Below are 1,761 nucleotides of genomic sequence, written 5' to 3'. Positions count from 1 at the left end.
GCAAGGCGCAGCAGATCTCGTCCGCTTGAAATTTCACGCTTTCGCAGCAAAGCCCCAAATTTGATTGCGGCTTCTTCGATATCAAGACTGGATGACAAAGATGAAAGGATGTCTGGCCATTGAGCTAACGTAGCAACTTCAGTTTTCATTTCCCCTATGAATCACATAATGATTCCAGCGGTCTACATAAACTAAACTGCATCGATTATTATACCACAGATGTTTGGCTGCGTTCGAAAGTCTGCCATATCGTACTCATTGAGGTAAATGTTATAGGACACCACCTTGGACCACACGAGTTCCAAGTGTCCCTGCAAATTCAGGCCTATGAGGGGTTCGAATAGAACTTTGGGCATCAACCAAAGTATAAATGAAATATTTTATTTATATATGTGCTCTGCACGTTTGTTTTGGTCGGTCTTTAGGTCTATTGGCTTTGTATTATTGGTAGAATGCATGAGGGAACTTCATTGATTAAATTTGTATCTTTCACGAATGTATTGACATGAACTGGCTCCTTCGATTTTAAGCATGCTTCGTGCACAAGTTGGATGTTTTTCTATAGAGCACTGGAGGGCCTGGGAGAGTTGCAGGAAACCATATTTCTTCTAAGACAAACAGGACCGCTGACATTTTACATTGGCGAGGCGAAGCCGCCTCATCATGTGCCTTTTTTTGATTGCTCGTGTAATCCGCGCGATTAATCATGAAAAGGTTCACTCCTCAGTAATTTCACAAGTTAAAACAGATATACGAAAGAGATACTTATGCCATTTCACATTACGGGCGGCAAGCAACCTGAAACTGATGATAGTACAACATCATTTGATGAGCTTGATGGTGATAGAAAACAGATCTGTCTCGTAGATCCAGCTCCTGATGGTGGCGCATTGATCATGCCAAGTTCTATGGAAGTCGGTCGCCCCATCTTACCTGATCATGTGCCAACAAAGCTGGAACGCGTCAATTGTTCAATCAAAACCCGGCCATTGCTTGATTTTAACAGATGGAGGGGAATTACGCTCGTGCCTCAAGCGTTCAAAGACATTCTCGAAGAGCTTGAACCAAATACGCATCAGTTTTTCCCGATGGACTATTTTGAAGGGGCTGACAAGATTGGTGAGGGATATCTCTTCATTTTTTGTAAGCGCCTAGACACACTACACGATACTGCCTGCTGGCCAGAGCGAGATGCACGAGGCTTCATTCCCCGTCCTCCACGCAGTAAAGAAGCAAAGGTTGTGTTTTCGAAAGAAAAGATCGCGGGTCATCACGCTTGGGTAGACAAATTCGCTAGAGGCCGTCGTATTTCCGATGAGTTTGCCGAACGGTTGCAGGCACTGAACCTTACTGGCCTCAATTATAATCCAATGCAGATTGCTTAATACAGATTTCAGGACATTTTATTATGGCTAATTTTGATGATTTGACGCGCCCTGACTTAAGTGATCTGTCTGGATTTGGCGATGTGAGTGGCACTGGCTTCCAAGGTGCTCATGTGCATGGGAAGAAGACCCTTGCCCCAGACCTAGACTGGTTATTTGAGCATATGAACAGTGATCTCCCAGTCACTGAGCATCTGGATGCAAACTCAACTTCGAATGGTGTGTTGCTGCCGGGTTCCAACAAAGCTAACACCTCTCATGCAAGCTCAATATTGGGAGTAGCTGATGGGGTGGATGGCTCCTGCTCCCACCAACGCCGTAATGCGTCATACTGCAGTTGTCATGGACAGCAAACGAATGGAGCCACCCCATGCAA

Annotated in this window: 2 protein-coding genes; both read left to right on the top strand. The window is 45.0% G+C overall.

The features are described from left to right. Window positions 1-767: 767 nt before the first annotated feature. On the top strand, window positions 768-1,385 hold the full coding sequence (locus PPL9_RS18550) for a DUF1629 domain-containing protein (RefSeq protein WP_057464079.1): 618 nt from the start codon (window positions 768-770) through the stop codon (window positions 1,383-1,385). Window positions 1,386-1,408: 23 nt separating this feature from the next. Next, window positions 1,409-1,761: hypothetical protein (locus PPL9_RS18545; RefSeq protein ID WP_152986756.1), on the top strand; the 353-nt coding region annotated here is incomplete at its 3' end.

It is taken from the genome of Pseudovibrio sp. POLY-S9, assembly GCF_001431305.1.
GTDB lineage: Bacteria > Pseudomonadota > Alphaproteobacteria > Rhizobiales > Stappiaceae > Pseudovibrio.
Note: the sequence above shows the minus strand (reverse complement) of the source record. Positions and strands in the feature narration are given on the sequence as shown.

Coding starts and splice junctions, on each gene's coding strand:
- PPL9_RS18550 (WP_057464079.1), top strand. CDS start 768: ATGCCATTTCACATTACGGGCGGCAAGCAACCTGAAACTGATGATAGT.